Raw genomic sequence first — 15,316 nt, forward strand, 5'->3', positions numbered from 1 at the left:
CGAGCGCCCGAGCGCTAGACCAGCACAGACGCCGCGATGCCTGGGAGGGCAGCCATCAGATGAGCCAGAACCCCGCACTCGAGAACCTGTCGTCCGAGACGAGGACGTTCCCACCGCCCGAGGACTTCGCCGCCCAGGCGAACGCGTCGGACGGGTCGATCTACGACGAGGCCGACGCCGACGTGGAGGGGTGGTGGGCCGGCCACGCCGAGCAGCTGCGCTGGACGTCGCGCTGGGACACCGTCCTCGAGTGGGACCCGCCCCACGCGAAGTGGTTCGCCGGCGGGACCCTGAACGTCGCCGACAACTGCCTCGACCGCCACGTCGAGGCCGGCGCCGGCGACAAGATCGCGTACCACTGGGAGGGCGAGCCGGTCGGTGAGTCGCGCGACATCACCTACGCCGAGCTGAAGGACGAGGTCTGCCGCGTCGCCAACGCCCTGAAGGCGCGGGGGATCGGCAAGGGCGACCGCGTCGCCATCTACCTGCCGATGATCCCCGAGCTGCCGGTCGTGATGCTGGCCTGCGCCCGCATCGGCGCGATCCACTCCGTGGTGTTCGCCGGGTTCAGCAGCCAGTCCCTCGCCGACCGCATCGACGACGCCGACGCGACGATGGTGATCACCGCCGACGGCGCCAACCGGCGCGGCAACCAGATCCCCCTCAAGGAGGCGGTGGACGACGCCCTCGCCAAGGCCGCCACCGCCGACGCGGTCGAGACGGTCCTCGTCGTGCGCCGCACCGGCGTGGACGTCGAGATGGTCGAGGGCCGGGACGTCTGGTACCACGACGAGATCGACGGGCAGTCCACCGACTGCCCGGCCGAGGAGATGGACGCCGAGGACGTCCTCTACATCCTCTACACCTCCGGCACGACCGGGAAGCCGAAGGGGATCGTCCACACCACCGGCGGCTACCTGACCCAGACGACCGCCACCCACCGCCTCACCTTCGACCTGAAGCCGGACACCGACGTCTACTGGTGCGCGGCCGACATCGGCTGGGTCACCGGGCACAGCTACATCGTCTACGCACCCCTCGCCAACGGCTGCACGTCGGTGATGTACGAGGGCACCCCCGACTTCCCGGACAAGGACCGGTTCTGGGCGATCATCGCCAAGTACGGCGTGACGATCCTCTACACCGCGCCGACGGCGATCCGCGCGTTCATGAAGTGGGGGACGGAGTACCCCGAGCGCCACGACCTGTCGAGCCTGCGGGTCCTCGGCACGGTGGGCGAGCCGATCAACCCCGAGGCGTGGATGTGGTACCACCGCCACATCGGCAGCGAGTCCGCGCCGATCGTGGACACCTGGTGGCAGACCGAGACCGGCGGGCACATGATCACGCCGCTGCCGGGCATCACCGCCACCAAGCCCGGCTCGGCGATGCGGGCGTTCCCCGGCATCAAGGCCGTCGTCGTCGACGACACCGGGCAGCCGGTGCAGCCGGGGGAGGGCGGCTACCTGACCATCCAGCACCCGTGGCCGTCGATGCTCCGGACCATCTGGGGCGACGACCAGCGCTACCAGGACACCTACTGGTCGCGCTTCGGGACCGACGTCTACTTCGCCGGGGACGGCGCGAAGCTCGACGACGACGGGGCGATCTGGCTGCTCGGCCGCGTGGACGACGTCATGAACGTCAGCGGCCACCGCCTGTCGACGACGGAGATCGAGTCGGCGCTCGTGTCCCACGAGTACGTCGCCGAGGCGGCGGTGGTCGGCCGCGCCGACGAGGACACCGGCCAGCAGCCGACCGCGTTCGTGACGTTACGCGGCGACCGCGAGGGATCAGCGGACCTCGAGGCCGAGCTGCGGGAGCACGTCGCCAACCAGATCGGCAAGATCGCCCGCCCGGCGGAGGTGTACTTCACCCCGGACCTGCCGAAGACCCGCTCGGGGAAGATCATGCGCCGGCTGCTGAAGCAGATCGCCGAGGGCACCGAGCTCGGGGACGCCACCACCCTGGCGAACCCCGACATCGTCCGGGCCCTCCAGGACGCCGCCTCGTCGCGCGGCTGAGCGGAGGACACGGCCCCGCTCGACACACGTCCCCCCGGCCCGCACGGACCGGGGGGACGCGTCGTCGCCGGACGCGGGCGGGCTGTCAGTCCCAGGACCGCCCGTCCCAGCTGTTGCCGACCCAGCTGCGACCGACCCAGGAGCGGCCGTCCCAGCTGACCGACACCCAGGAGCGGCCGACCCAGCTGCGGCCGACCCAGCTGCGACCGACCCAGCTGCGGCCGACCCAGGACCGCCCGTCCCAGCTGTCGCCGACCCAGCTGCGACCCACCCAGCTCCGACCGCCCCAGGCGTTCGGCGTCCAGCCGGTCCCGGTCCACGCGGTGCCGTTCCACATGCCGTCCTGCCATGACGTGCCCGCCGTCGCGGCGGCCGCCCAGGCGGCGGCGTCGAAGGGCTGGCCGTGGATGTCGAACTCGCCGACGAGCATCTGCTCGCCGTCCGGGTCCACGAGGTGGTGGGTGCCGCGGGAGCCCTCGAGCGTCCCGGTGCCGGTGCTCGCGGGCAGGCCCTGGACGTGGGCGGGCACGCTGCCCCTCGCGGCGCGGACCGCCGCGTCGACGGTCAGCATCCCGGCGCCCGCGCCGGGGTCGGCGGCGCCGCCGAGAGGTCGCGCGGTACCGGTCAGGATCGCCTTGACCTGGTCCGGGGTCAGCGACGGGTTCGCCTCGATGAGCAGGGCCGCGGCGCCGCCGGCGATGGCCGCGGCCTGGGACGTGCCGTGCCCGCGGAACAGCCCGCCCGGGCGGGACGCCGCCGGGTAGGTCTCGGCCAGGTACGAGCCGGGCACCTCGGCGGACACGATGCCGATGCCGGGGGCGACCACGTCGGGGTGGCGACCGGCATCACCGGGGGCGGAGAAGTCCGCCAGGACGTCGTCGCCGACGCCGTGGGTGCCGCGGGTGTCGGCTGCCCCGACCGCGATGACCCAGGGGTCCCGCGCCGGGTTGGCGAGGTCGGGGACCGCCTCGCCGTCGTTGCCGGCCGAGGCGACCACGACGATGCCGTTGCGCCACGCGGTCTCGACGGCGTGCGCCAGCGGGTCGACCGCCGGGTCCTGGACCCCGTCGGTCCCGTAGGCCAGGACGAGCACCCGGATGTCGAGCTCCTCGCGGTGCAGGACCACCCAGTCGATGGCCGCGATGACCTGGGACACGTCGACGGCGCCGTTCGACGCGCCGGCCTTGACCGAGACGAGGGTCGCGTCGGGCGCTATGCCGCGGGCGTCGGGGCGGTCGGAGGTGATCAGCCCGGCGAGGTGGGTGCCGTGGCCGTAGGCGTCGATCGAGCGGACCTCGTCGAAGGGGGCGTCGAGCGAGACGTCCGGGCCGTGGACCACGTCGGTCAACCCGTCCACCGGCGCCACGCCGGTGTCGATGAGGGCCACGCCGACGCCCTCGCCGGTCAGCTGGTTGCGGACCTGGTGGGAGCGGATGGCCTTCGCGATGTCAGCGGTCGTGGCGGTCGTGGACTCCTGGGCGATCCACGCCTCCTCCTCGGCCTCGGCCTCGACGGACTCGATCGCCTCGACGACCTCCTCGTCCAGGGCGACGGCGGGCACGCCGGTGGGGGCGGGCAGGGCGTCAGCCGGGACCGGGGGGGCGCTCGCCGGCTGGGCGAGCGCGGATGTGGGCAGGGCCAGCGCCACCGACAGGGCGGTGACGACGACGGCTCGTGAGGTTCGCATGGCCACAAGGTGACGCATGCCGAGCGCTGCGTCACCATCGAGACAAGCCGTTCAGCAGAAACCACTCGGAGTGACTAGCGGGTCGGCCTAGTCCGTGGGGGTCAGGTCGAGGGTGCGCCAATCGGCGGTGAAGAGGCGCCGGCTGAGGACCACCGCGATCACGCTGGCCGACGTCGCCACGGCACCCAGGACGAGGTACATGACCACGACCTGGACCAGGACGGCGTCGAGGGGGTCCACCCCGGCCAGGATGAGACCGACCATCGCGCCGGGGAGGAAGACCAGCCCGACCGTGCGGGTCTTCTCCACCTGGGGGGTCAGCGCGTCGCGCAGGACGACCCGGACCAGGGGCTCGACCGCCTGGCGCGGGGGCAGGCCGAGGGCGAGCGCGGCCTCGACCTGGCCGCGCTGCTCGGCGAACCGGTCGGTCAGGGCCCGTGCGGCGACGACGGACGCGGTCATCGAGTTGCCGACGGCCATGCCCGCGAGGGGCACGAGCGTGCGCCCCTCGACGGGGAAGACGCCGAGGCCGAACAGCACCGCCAGGGAGAGCCCCGCCGTCGCGGCGAACCCGGCGGCGGCGGCGAGCAGGATCGACGGGGCGTCGGGGAACCGCCGCCGCACCGTCCACGCCGCGTACGCCGTCATCCCGGCGATCCACAGCCAGCTCCACACCAACGACGCGGCGACGCCCAGCGGTCCGACGTCGCCCTGCTCCACGCGGGTCACGCTAGCCGCCGGGCCGGGCGTGGGGGCACCGGTACCATTCACCCGCCCTGCCCGTCCGCGACCAGGAGCCTCGACCGTGCCCCGCGTCTTCAGTGGAATCCAGCCGACCGGTGACCCGCACCTGGGCAACTGGATCGGGGCGATCTCGCGCTGGGCCGCTGCCCAGGAGCCCGGGCACGTCTTCTGCATCGTCGACCTCCACGCGATCACGATCCCGAAGGACCCGGCGGAGCTGCGCGCGAAGACCCTCGACCTGGCCGCCTGGCTGCTGGCGGCCGGCATCGACCCCGAGGTCTCGACGCTGTTCGTGCAGTCCCACGTGCGCGAGCACACCGAGCTGACCTGGATCCTCTCGTGCAGCGCCCAGATGGGCGAGCTGAACCGGATGACCCAGTTCAAGCAGAAGTCCGCCGGCCGGGAGTCGGTCAGCGTCGGCCTGTACACCTACCCGGTCCTGCAGGCCGCCGACATCCTCGCCTACCAGGCCGACGAGGTGCCCGTCGGCGAGGACCAGGTCCAGCACATCGAGCTGACCCGCGACATCGCCCACCGGTTCAACACCCGCTTCGGCGAGACGTTCACCCTCCCGAAGGCGACGATCCCGACCGCCGGCGCGCGCATCATGGACCTCCAGGTCCCCGACGCCAAGATGTCGAAGTCCGCCGAGACCGACGCCGGCGTCATCCTGCTCGCCGAGACGCCGGCCCGGACGGCGAAGAAGATCATGCGCGCGATCACCGACTCCGGCTCCGAGGTCGTCGCGGGACCCGACAAGCCCGGGGTCACCAACCTCCTCGACCTGCTCAGCGCGGTCACCGGCCGCGAGGTCCCCGCGCTCGAGGAGGAGTTCGCGGGCCGCATGTACGGCGACTTCAAGAAGGCGGTCGCCGAGGCCGTCAACGACTACCTGCAACCCGCCCGGGACCGCTACGCCGAGCTGTCGGCCGACCCGGGCGAGGTCCAGCGGCTGCTCGCCATCGGCGCGGACCGCGCCCGCGAGGTCGCGGCGACGACGATGGCCGCCGTCCGCGAGAGGGTCGGCTTCCTGCCGAGCGCATGAACGCCGAGGGGGGCCGCCGGACCGTCGCGCTGGTCGTCGACTGCATCACCGACTACCAACTCGAGCTGATCGCGGGTGCGCGCGCGGCGCTCGACGAGGCCGGCGTGGGGCTGATGGTCTGCGTGGTCCACCGCCGGGACGACGCCCGCGCCGGGCTGACGCGACGCCAGATCGCGGCAGGCCGCTTCGACGGCGTGATCCTGACGACGCTGGCCGTCGGCGGTGTCGTCCAGGAGCTGCTGACGACCATCGCCGAGGTGGGGATCCCGCTCATCACCGTCGGCTGGACGTCGCCGGGCGTGCCGTGGGTGCGCGGCGACAGCGCCCGCGCGGTCGGGGTGCTCGTCAGGCGCCTCATCGAGGAGCGGCGTCCCCAGAACGTCCTCTTCCTCCGCGGACTCGAGGGCAACGAGGAGTCCGACGCGCGCGAGGCCGCCGCCGCGGAGGTCGTGGCCGCCCACCCGGCGATCGCATGGACCGTCGCCACCGGCTCCTACGAGCGCGAGGACGCGTACCTGGCCGTCCGCGAGGTGCTCGCCAACCGGCCGATGGTCGACCTCGTCGTGGCGGCGAACGACGCCATGGCGCTCGGCGCGATGGACGCCCTGGTCGACGCCGGCCGCGCCGTCCCCGACCAGGTCAGGGTCGCCGGCGTCGACGACCAGCCGGCGGCGCGGACCGCGGTGCCGCCCCTGACCACGGTCAGCCAGCGCATCCCGGCGCAGGGTCGCTGGGCGGCGGAGTGGATCGTCGCCGCCGTCGAGGGGCGGGCCGGCGACGCGGCGCCGGAGGAGGTCCTCGAGGCCGACCTCGTGTGGCGGGAGAGCACCGGCCACGTGAGCGACGTCGAGGCCGCACCTCGCCAGCGCGCGGCCGCGGAGGCCGAGCTGCAGCACATCGTGACGATGAACCGGGTCTTCGCCGCCTGCGCCGATCTGGACGAGCTGGCCGCGGCCCTGGTCGACCACCTGCCCCGCCTCGGCGTCCGCCGGTGCTTCCTCGCCCTCCCCGACGAGCTCGTCGCGGACCCGTCGGGCCACCTGCGCCTGGTCCTGGCCTACGTCGACGGCGCCCCCATCGGCCCGCAGGCGCTGTCGCCGTTCTCGGGGGAGGACCTGCTGCCGCCGGAGCTCGCCGGTGAGCTGGAGCGCGGCACCCTGACGCTCCAGGGCCTGAGCCTCGGCCGCGTGGCCTACGGCCACCTGCTCTACGAGCAGGTCAACGGCCAGCGGATCACGGGCGAGGTCCTCCGCAACGACATCTCCGCGAGCATCTCGGCGATCATCCGCCACCGCCTGACGCGGCAGCGCGAGCAGGAGCTCCGCGACCTGGTCGCCCAGCGCACCCGGGAGCTCGAGGAGGTCAACGCCGAGCTGCAGCGGCTGCTGCTCGTGGACGGGCTCACGGGGTTGACCAACCGGTCGGGCTTCGACGCGGCGTGCGAGCGGGAGTGGCGTCACCACCTCGACACCCGCGACCCGCTGGGCCTGCTGATGGTCGACGTGGACCACTTCAAGTCCTTCAACGACGTCCACGGCCACCTCGAGGGCGACGAGTGCCTGCGCGCCATCGGCGGCGCGCTGGCGGAGTGCGCGACCCGGCCGCGCGACGTCGCCTCGCGGTACGGCGGTGAGGAGTTCGCGCTGCTGCTGCCCGAGACCGGGCGCGAGGGCTGCGAGCAGGTCGCCGAGCGGGTCCACCAGCGGATGGCCGAGCTGGCCCGGCCCCACCGGGGCACCGGCGGCGTGGTGACCGTGTCGGTCGGGATCGCCGTGGCCACGGGCGAGCTCGAGGACGTCGAGTCGCTCGTCGACATCGCCGACCAGGCGCTGTACGCCGCGAAGGCGGCCGGCCGCGGCTGCACCGCCCTCGCCGGGTCGCAGCGGGGCGCGCGATGAGCGCCGCGCCCGCCCGCAACATCGTCAGCCTCGAGGCCGTCCGCAAGCAGTACGCCGAGAAGGTGCCGCTCGACGGGGTGAGCCTGGGGCTCGACGACGGCGACCGCGCCGGCGTGATCGGCATCAACGGGAGCGGCAAGTCGACCCTCCTCAAGATCATCGCCCGGGTGGAGGAGCCCGACGCCGGCCGGGTGGTCCACCGCGGCGGCCTGCGGATGCGCTACCTCCACCAGGACCCGGTGCTGCCACCCGACGTGACCCCGCTCGAGGCGGCCGGGGGCTCCCGGGAGGCCGAGGCCTACCTCGACAAGCTCGGGCTCGGCGGGGTCGACCAGCCGCTGGGGACGCTGAGCGGTGGCCAGCGCCGCCGGGTCGCCCTCGCCGAGGTCCTGGCCGACGACCCCGACCTGCTGGTCCTCGACGAGCCGACCAACCACCTCGACCCGGACGTGATCGAGTGGCTCGAGGGCCTGCTGCTCACCCGCAGCGGCACGCTGCTGTTCGTCACCCACGACAGGTACCTGCTCGGTCGGATCGCCACCCGGATCATCGAGGTCGCCGACGGGCAGACCTTCACCCACCACGGCTCCTACGACGACTACCTGGAGGCGCGGGCCACGCGGGTCGAGCAGGCGCAGGCCGAGGCCCGCAAGCGCGCGAACCTGGCGCGGATCGAGCTCGAGTGGCTGCGGCGCGGCCCGAAGGCCCGGACGTCCAAGGCGAAGCACCGGGTGGACAGCGCCACCGAGCTCGTGGCCGCGGCGTCGGTGCGGGTCGACGAGCGCGAGCTGTCGATCGACTTCCCGTCGCGCCGGCTCGGGTCGACGATCGCCAACGCGACGAACGCCGGCAAGCGCTACGGCGACCGGTGGGTCCTCCGTGGCGTCGACCTGAAGGTCGCCCCGGGGGCGCGGTGGGGGATCGTCGGACCGAACGGATCGGGCAAGTCGACCCTCCTCGGCCTGCTGGCGGGGCGGATAGACCCCGACAGCGGGTCGGTGCGGATCGGGGAGACCGTCCACGTCGGCTGGTACGGCCAGGACCCGACCAGGCTGGCGCCGCGGACGCGGGTGATCGACGCGGTCAAGGAGGTCGCCGAGCAGGCCTCCACGATCGACGGCCTGACCGTCAGCGCCGCGGACCTGCTCGAGCGGTTCCTCTTCACCAAGCCCGCCCAGCGGGCCTACGTCGAGGAGCTGAGCGGCGGCGAGCGCCGACGGCTCGAGCTGCTGCGCGTCCTCGCCGACGCCCCGAACCTGCTGTTCCTCGACGAGCCGACGAACGACCTCGACCTCGACACGCTGACCGTGCTCGAGTCCTACCTGGACGCCTGGCCGGGCGCCCTCGTCGTGGCGAGCCCCGACCGGCACTTCCTCGACCGGGTGTGCGACGACCTGTACGCGATCCTGCCCGACGGCACCCTGCGCCACCAGCCCGGCGGGTGGACGGCGTACCGGGAGTCCCAGCGCGAGGCAGCGCGGGCGGAGCGGGCAGCCCGCGAGGCGACCCGGGCGGACCGTCCCGCCGACGACGGCCGCGCGCGCCGACCGGCCAAGCTGACCTACAACGACCAGCGGGAGTACGAGCGCCTGGAGGCGCGGATCCCCGAGCTCGAGTCCGCCCGCGACGACCTGCAGGCCCGCCTGGTCGAGGTCGCCGACGACTACGCCGCCGCCCAGGCGCTGGCTGGCGACCTCGACGCGGTCATGGCCGAGCTCGAGGATGCGGAGACGCGCTGGCTGGAGCTTGCCGAGATCGCTGAGGGAGACACATGACCACGTCCGAGCTGTCCCAACCCCTCGTCTGGGTCGACCTCGAGATGACCGGGCTCGACCCGGACGCCGAGGTGATCGTCGAGATCGCCGCCATCGTCACCGACGGGGCGCTCGAGACGGTCATCGAGGGTCCGGACCTGGTCATCGGCGCCGACGAGGACGTGCTCGGCCGGATGCGCCCCCGGGTGAAGGAGATGCACCGCCGGTCGGGGTTGATGCCGGAGATCCGGGCCAGCGAGCTGACCGTCGCCGAGGCCGAGGCGCAGGTCCTCGAGTTCGTCACCGCCCACGTCCCGCTCGCCCGCACCGCGCCGCTGGCCGGCAACTCCGTCCACGCCGACCGGGCGTTCCTCAAGCGGTACATGCCCGACCTCGAGGCGCACGTCCACTACCGCAACGTCGACGTGTCGACCATCAAGGAGCTCGCCCGCCGCTGGTACCCCGACGTGCTCGAGGCCGCGCCGGCGAAGGACGGTGGCCACCGCGCCCTCGCCGACATCCGCGGGTCCATCGACGAGCTGCGCTACTACCGCAGCACCGTGTTCAGGGGCTAGCGGGGCGGACGCGGCGACGCCCCGGCCGCAGGGGGCCGGGGCGTCAGCGTCGTTGCGGTGGGTGCGCCAGCCGCTCGTGGAGGCGGCGGGGCTACCCAGCCGGGTGGCGGGAGCTCGCCGTGGGTGCGCCGGCCGCTCGTGGGGGCGGCGGGGCTACCCAGCCGGGTGGCGGGAGCTCGCCGTGGGTGCGTCGGCCGCTCCTGGAGGCGGCGGGGCTACCCAGTCGGTGAGAGGGGCCGGGACGGGAGCTCGCGGTGGGTGCGTGCGGCTACTCGGTCTCCTGCAGGGCGGCCTGGACCTCGAGCTCGATGGTGAGCTCCTTGCCGACCAGGACGCCGCCGGCCTCGAGCGGTGCGTTCCAGGTCATCTCCCACTCGGTGCGGTCGATCTTCGTCGTGCCGGTGAACGCGGCGACGGTCTGGCCGAACGGGTTCTTGAAGGTGCCCAGGTACTCCACGTCGAGGGTGACCGGTCGGGTGATCCCGCGGATGGTGAGGTCGCCGGTGACGCGGCCGGAGGGGTCGACCTGGGTGGAGGTGAACGTCAGCTGCGGGTGGGTCTCGACGTCGAGGAAGTCGGGGCTGCGCAGGTGGCCGTCGCGCTGCTCGTCCCGCGTGTCGATGGAGGCCGCGTCGATCGACACCTCGACCGACGACGCCGCCGGCTCCTCTGCCACGACGATGGTGCCGGAGAAGCTGTTGAAGCCGCCGCGGACCTTCGAGACCATCAGGTGGCGGGCGACGGCCTGGACCGTCGAGTGGGACTGGTCGATCACGTAGGTGCCGGCCGCGGGGAACGGGTTGCCGCCGACCTGGCGGTCGAGGGCGGTGGTCGTGGTGTCGCTCATGGGTGGTCGTCCTCCTGCACCGTCGTGGTGCGCTGTCGGGGGTGGGAACTGCTGTGGTCTGAACTCTAACAGTTAGGATTCAAACTTCCTACCCATGATGCCGTGAATGGGGAGTGGGAACAGTGCGCTGATAGCATCCGCCACTGTCCGGCCGGACCCCCCGCGCGGGTGTCCAGCGCGGCTCGGAGCACGACGAGGAGCGAGAGTCCATGAGCACGGCGACACCGTCACGCAGCGGCATCGACCCGCTGGACAAGGCCCCCGAGCCCGAGATCCGCCGGTCCCGCCTGTGGATCGCGGAGCTGTACCGCTCGGCGGTCGGCAAGAAGTACGTGATGGCCCTCACCGGCATCGCCGGGCTGATCTTCATCGTCATCCACGCGGTCGGGAACCTCCACGTCTACGAGGGTGCGCTCGAGCTCAGCGAGTACGGGGAGGCGCTCCGCGCCATCGGCGGGTCGCTGGTCCCGCGCACCGTGCTGCTGTGGGTCGGGCGCATCGGGCTGATCGCCGCGCTGGTCCTGCACGTCCACGCCGCGTACGTGCTGACCTGGCGCAACCGGCGGATGCGGCCGGTCAAGTACGGCTCCGCCCGCCACTACATCGCCGCGGACTACGCCTCGCGGACGATGATCTGGACCGGGACCCTCCTGCTGGCCTTCATCCTGTTCCACCTCGCCGACCTGACCTGGGGCTTCGCGAACCCCGAGTTCGTCCGCGGCGCGGTCACGAACAACCTGGTGGGCAGCCTGTCCCGCTGGTGGACCTCGATCTTCTACATCGTGTCGATGCTCGCCCTGGGCCTGCACATCTACCACGGCACGTGGAGCCTGTTCCAGAGCCTCGGGTTGAACAACAAGCGCTTCAACGCGTGGCGCCGCCACCTGGCCGTCGGCCTGACCGTCCTGGTCGTCGGGATCAACCTGACCTTCCCGCTCGGCACGCTGTTCGGGGTCATCGACTGCGACGAGCAGTGCGAGGACGTCACCGAGGCCTTCGAGTCCGGGGAGGGCCTGGAGGCGCTCGAGGCCGAGGGTGCCGCCGAGGGCGCAGCCGCTGCGGGCGCCACCGCCGAATCCGCCGAGTAGCCGGAACACGAGAGGAACCCCTGATGTCCATCCTCGACGCGAAGGTCCCCGACGGCCCGCTGGCCGACAAGTGGGAGAACCACAAGTTCTCCATGAAGCTGGTCAACCCCGCGAACAAGCGGAAGTACCAGATCATCGTCGTCGGGACGGGCCTGGCGGGCGCGTCGGCCGCCGCGACGTTCGGCGAGCTCGGCTACAACGTCAAGGCGTTCACGTTCCACGACTCGCCCCGGCGCGCCCACTCGATCGCCGCGCAGGGCGGCATCAACGCCGCGAAGAACTACCACGGCGACGGCGACAGCGTCTACCGGCTGTTCTACGACACGATCAAGGGCGGGGACTACCGGGGCCGTGAGGCCAACACCTACCGGCTCGCCGAGCTGAGCAACAACATCATCGACCAGGCCGTCGCCCAGGGCGTCCCGTTCGCCCGCGAGTACGGGGGGCTGCTCGACAACCGGTCCTTCGGCGGCGCGCAGGTCTCGCGGACCTTCTACGCGCGGGGCCAGACCGGCCAGCAGCTGCTCCTCGGCGCCTACCAGGCCCTCGCCCGCCAGATCCACGCCGGCACCGTCGAGATGCACATCCGCACCGAGATGCTCGACGTCGTGATCAAGGACGGCCAGGCCGTGGGCATCGTCACCCGCGACCTGCTGACCGGCGAGGTCCGCAGCCACTCCGCCCACGCGGTCGTGCTGGCGACCGGCGGGTACTCGAACGCCTTCTACCTGTCCACCAACGCGATGGCGTCCAACGTCACCGCCGCCTGGCGAGCGCACAAGAAGGGCGCGTTCTTCGCCAACCCCTGCTACACCCAGATCCACCCGACCTGCATCCCGTCGAGCGACGAGTTCCAGTCCAAGCTCACGCTGATGAGCGAGTCGCTCCGCAACGACGGCCGCATCTGGGTGCCGAAGGACCCCGACGACACCTCCAAGCCGGCGGGGGACATCCCGGAGTCCGATCGCGACTACTACCTCGAGCGCAAGTACCCCTCCTTCGGGAACCTCGTGCCCCGCGACGTGGCCAGCCGGAACGCGAAGACCGTGGTCGACTCCGAGCGCGGCATCGGCCCGCTCAAGAACGGCGTGTACCTGGACTTCTCCGACGCCATCGGGCGGCTCGGCGAGGACAAGATCGCCGAGCGCTACGGGAACCTGTTCGACATGTACGAGCGCATCACCGGCGAGAACCCCTACCGCCAGCCGATGCGGATCTTCCCCGCCCCCCACTACACGATGGGTGGGCTGTGGGTCGACTACGAGCTCCAGACCACGGTCCCCGGCCTGTTCGCCCTCGGCGAGGCCAACTTCAGCGATCACGGCGCCAACCGGCTCGGCGCCTCGGCGCTGATGCAGGGCCTGTCCGACGGCTACTTCGTGATCCCCTACACCATCGGCAACTACCTGGCCCCCAAGCTGGGGGAGTCCGTCGTCCCCGTCGACGACCCGGTGTTCGTCGAGGCCGAGCAGGGCGTCCGCGACCAGATCCGCCACTACCTCGACGTCAAGGGCACCCGCACCGTCGACTGGTTCCACCGCGAGCTCGGCAAGATCCTGTGGGACCACTGCGGGATGGAGCGCAGCCGGGCGGGGCTCGAGAAGGCCCTCAGCGAGATCCCGGCCCTCCGCGAGGAGTTCGAGACCGACGTCCGCGTGCTCGGCTCGGCCGAGACGATGAACCAGTCGATCGAGAAGGTCGGCCGGGTCGCCGACTTCTTCGAGCTCGGCGAGCTGATGTGCGCCGACGCGCTGATGCGCGAGGAGTCCTGCGGCGGCCACTTCCGCGTCGAGCACCAGACCGAGGACGGCGAGGCGCTGCGGAACGACGAGGACTTCGCCTTCGTCGGGGCCTGGGAGTACACCGGCGACAGCGGGGCGGCGACCCTCCACGAGGAGGACCTCGTCTTCGAGAACGTCAAGCTGACCACCCGTAGCTACAAGTAAGAGGAGCCATGAAGCTCACCCTGAACGTCTGGCGCCAGGAGTCCCCCGACGCGGCCGGCCGCTTCGAGACCTACCAGCTGGCCGACGTCAGCGAGGACATGTCGTTCCTCGAGATGCTCGACGTCCTCAACCAGCAGCTCATCGAGCGCGGCGAGGAGCCGGTCCACTTCGACCACGACTGCCGCGAGGGCATCTGCGGCTCGTGCGGGCTGATGATCGACGGCCAGGCCCACGGCCCCCAGCGGTCGACGGCGACCTGCCAGCTGCACATGCGCCACTACGCCGACGGCGACACGATCACGATCGAGCCGTGGCGCGCCCAGGGCTTCCCCGTCATCAAGGACCTGGTCGTCAACCGCTCGGCGTTCGACCGGATCATCGAGGCCGGCGGCTACATCTCCATCCCGACCGGCTCGGCGCAGGACGCCAACCTCATCCCGGTGGAGAAGGACGTCGCCGACGAGGCCTTCGACGCCGCGGCGTGCATCGGCTGCGGGGCCTGCGTGGCCGCCTGCCCGAACGGCGCCGCCCAGCTGTTCACGTCCTCGAAGATCCACCAGCTGAACATGCTCCCGCAGGGCCAGGCCGAGCGGCACACCCGCACGCGCGACATGGTGGACACGATGGAGGCCTACTTCGGCTCCTGCACCAACATCGGGGAGTGCTCGGTCGCCTGCCCGAAGGACATCTCCCTCGACCACATCGCGGCCATGAACCGCGACTACCTCAAGGCCAAGTTCAGGGGGTAGTGGCGGCGCTCGGGATCCGGCGGGCCCTCGCCATCGCGTGGCGGACGACCGAGGCGAGGGCGACCTTGACCTGGGCGCGGTCCCGGGCGTCGGTCAGCAGCACGGGGGTGTCGTCGGCGACCTGGAGGGCGGCCCGCACGGCCTCGGGGGTGTGCAGGACCTGGCCGTCGAAGCAGTTGATGGCGACGACGAAGGGCAGGTCGCGCTCCTCGAAGTAGCTGACCGCGCCGAAGCAGTCGGCCAGGCGGCGTGTGTCGACCAGCACCACCGCGCCGACCGCCCCGACCGTCAGGTCGTCCCACATGAAGCTGAACCGCTCCTGGCCCGGCGTGCCGAAGAGGTAGAGGTACAGGTCGTTCCCGAGCGAGATGCGGCCGAAGTCCATCGCGACGGTCGTCGTGGTCTTCGCGTCGCCGAGCAGCGACGTGTCGTCCACGCCGATGCTCGCCTCGGTCATCGGCACCTCGGTCGTGAACGGCGTGATCTCGGTGACGGAGGTGACCAGCGTCGTCTTGCCGACGCCGAACCCGCCGGCGATGACGATCTTGACGGACGTGGGACCACGTCGCGCCGTCGGCCCGGGGCGCGTCGCGGCCCCGGGGGCGTCAGAGCGATTCGATTCCATCAAGCACTTCCTCGAGGAGAGCCAGGTCGTGGCGGACGTCGACGGTCCGCCGGTCGCTGCCGTGCACCTGCAGGGTCCCGTCGGCGAGCAGGTCGGCCAGCAGCACGCGGATGACGCCGATCGGCAGGTCGAGCGCCGCGCTCAGGTCGACCAGCGACTGCGGCGCGGCGGCGCAGCGCTCGATGATCCTGGCCTGCTCCGGGGACAGGCCCGGCGGGGCGCCGGCGGCGACGCCGGACACCATCGCATCGAGCGACAGGTCGGCGTCCGCACGCGTCCGGCCCTGCACCAGGGCGTAGGCCCGCAGCCGTCGTGGTGGTCGTGACATGGGCGA

The 15,316-nt window shown here is 72.1% G+C and carries 13 protein-coding genes; 8 read left to right on the plus strand and 5 right to left on the minus strand.

What is annotated here, in order from left to right; all coding sequences use genetic code 11:
- The first annotated feature begins 59 nt into the window (after positions 1–59).
- A complete protein-coding gene (acs, locus tag ACEQ2X_RS03220; RefSeq protein WP_370324329.1) occupies positions 60–2,024 on the plus strand; it encodes an acetate--CoA ligase in 1,965 nt (654 codons plus the stop codon).
- Positions 2,025–2,109: 85 nt separating this feature from the next.
- On the opposite strand, the gene ACEQ2X_RS03225 is transcribed toward acs, so the two are convergent.
- Both ACEQ2X_RS03225 and ACEQ2X_RS03230 read right to left on the minus strand, forming a co-directional pair.
- Positions 2,110–3,711: a S8 family serine peptidase gene (locus tag ACEQ2X_RS03225; protein WP_370324330.1), complete on the minus strand. Its 1,602-nt coding sequence runs from the start codon at positions 3,709–3,711 to the stop codon at positions 2,110–2,112.
- A gap of 87 nt (positions 3,712–3,798) precedes the next feature.
- A complete protein-coding gene (locus tag ACEQ2X_RS03230; RefSeq protein WP_370324331.1) occupies positions 3,799–4,431 on the minus strand; it encodes an ABC transporter permease in 633 nt (210 codons plus the stop codon).
- An 85-nt stretch (positions 4,432–4,516) separates the two neighbouring features.
- Between ACEQ2X_RS03230 and trpS the strand changes: the two genes are divergently transcribed.
- Genes trpS through orn form a run of 4 tightly spaced genes read left to right on the plus strand, consistent with a single transcriptional unit; the run spans position 4,517 to position 9,727 of the window.
- Entirely contained in the window at positions 4,517–5,500 is a 984-nt protein-coding gene (trpS, locus tag ACEQ2X_RS03235; RefSeq protein WP_370324332.1) for a tryptophan--tRNA ligase, read from the plus strand.
- On the plus strand, positions 5,497–7,398 hold the full coding sequence (locus tag ACEQ2X_RS03240; RefSeq protein WP_370324333.1) for a diguanylate cyclase domain-containing protein: 1,902 nt from the start codon (positions 5,497–5,499) through the stop codon (positions 7,396–7,398). Before trpS ends, ACEQ2X_RS03240 begins: the two co-directional genes overlap by 4 nt.
- Positions 7,395–9,173: an ABC-F family ATP-binding cassette domain-containing protein gene (locus ACEQ2X_RS03245; protein ID WP_370324334.1), complete on the plus strand. Its 1,779-nt coding sequence runs from the start codon at positions 7,395–7,397 to the stop codon at positions 9,171–9,173. The genes ACEQ2X_RS03240 and ACEQ2X_RS03245 overlap by 4 nt, the downstream gene beginning before the upstream one ends.
- Positions 9,170–9,727 (plus strand): oligoribonuclease, encoded by a 558-nt coding sequence (gene orn, locus ACEQ2X_RS03250; RefSeq protein ID WP_370324335.1) that lies wholly within the window; start codon positions 9,170–9,172, stop codon positions 9,725–9,727. Before ACEQ2X_RS03245 ends, orn begins: the two co-directional genes overlap by 4 nt.
- Before the next feature lie 268 nt (positions 9,728–9,995).
- Here orn and ACEQ2X_RS03255 read toward each other — a convergent pair whose 3' ends face one another.
- Complete coding sequence (locus ACEQ2X_RS03255; RefSeq protein WP_370324336.1) at positions 9,996–10,574, minus strand: YceI family protein; 579 nt, start codon at positions 10,572–10,574, stop codon at positions 9,996–9,998.
- 209 nt (positions 10,575–10,783) lie between these two features.
- On the opposite strand from ACEQ2X_RS03255, the gene ACEQ2X_RS03260 reads away from it, so the two are divergent.
- Genes ACEQ2X_RS03260 through ACEQ2X_RS03270 form a run of 3 tightly spaced genes read left to right on the plus strand, consistent with a single transcriptional unit; the run spans position 10,784 to position 14,357 of the window.
- Positions 10,784–11,662: a succinate dehydrogenase cytochrome b subunit gene (locus ACEQ2X_RS03260; RefSeq protein WP_370324337.1), complete on the plus strand. Its 879-nt coding sequence runs from the start codon at positions 10,784–10,786 to the stop codon at positions 11,660–11,662.
- Positions 11,663–11,685: 23 nt separating this feature from the next.
- Complete coding sequence (locus ACEQ2X_RS03265) at positions 11,686–13,608, plus strand: fumarate reductase/succinate dehydrogenase flavoprotein subunit (protein ID WP_370324338.1); 1,923 nt, start codon at positions 11,686–11,688, stop codon at positions 13,606–13,608.
- 8 nt (positions 13,609–13,616) lie between these two features.
- The gene (locus ACEQ2X_RS03270) at positions 13,617–14,357 is read left to right on the plus strand and encodes a succinate dehydrogenase/fumarate reductase iron-sulfur subunit (RefSeq protein WP_370324339.1); all 741 of its coding nucleotides are present in this window, start codon (positions 13,617–13,619) and stop codon (positions 14,355–14,357) included.
- On the opposite strand, the gene ACEQ2X_RS03275 is transcribed toward ACEQ2X_RS03270, so the two are convergent.
- Together ACEQ2X_RS03275 and ACEQ2X_RS03280 are read right to left on the minus strand one after the other, a co-directional pair.
- Entirely contained in the window at positions 14,347–14,982 is a 636-nt protein-coding gene (locus tag ACEQ2X_RS03275) for an ATP/GTP-binding protein (RefSeq protein ID WP_370324340.1), read from the minus strand. The genes ACEQ2X_RS03270 and ACEQ2X_RS03275 overlap by 11 nt on opposite strands.
- The gene (locus ACEQ2X_RS03280; RefSeq protein ID WP_370324341.1) at positions 14,963–15,310 is read right to left on the minus strand and encodes a DUF742 domain-containing protein; all 348 of its coding nucleotides are present in this window, start codon (positions 15,308–15,310) and stop codon (positions 14,963–14,965) included. The genes ACEQ2X_RS03275 and ACEQ2X_RS03280 overlap by 20 nt, the downstream gene beginning before the upstream one ends.
- Between the last annotated feature and the right edge of the window lie 6 nt (positions 15,311–15,316).

The sequence above is a fragment of the Euzebya sp. genome (assembly GCF_964222135.1).
Lineage (GTDB): Bacteria > Actinomycetota > Nitriliruptoria > Euzebyales > Euzebyaceae > Euzebya.